We start from the raw sequence: 208 nt of genomic DNA, 5'->3' as shown, positions 1-208 counted from the left end.
AGGACATCACCAAGCTGTCGGGGCGTGCGCTGAAGGCGGTCCGCCGCAACATCCAGATGGTGTTCCAGGACCCGTACACCTCGCTGAATCCCCGTATGACGGTGGGCGACATCATCGGGGAGCCCTACGAGATCCACCCCGAGGTGGCCCCGAAGGGCTCGCGCCGCCAGAAGGTCCAGGACCTCCTGGACGTGGTCGGCCTCAACCC

The 208-nt window shown here is 66.3% G+C and carries 1 pseudogene; it reads left to right on the top strand.

What is annotated here, in order from left to right:
- A pseudogene (locus IG54_RS0137475) lies at positions 1-208 on the top strand (peptide ABC transporter ATP-binding protein); the annotation flags it as partial.

This window comes from Streptomyces sp. NRRL S-920 (assembly GCF_000717945.1).
GTDB lineage: Bacteria > Actinomycetota > Actinomycetes > Streptomycetales > Streptomycetaceae > Streptomyces > Streptomyces alboniger.
The sequence above is the reverse complement of the archived record's forward strand: the minus strand, read 5'-3'. Positions and strand labels throughout refer to the sequence as shown.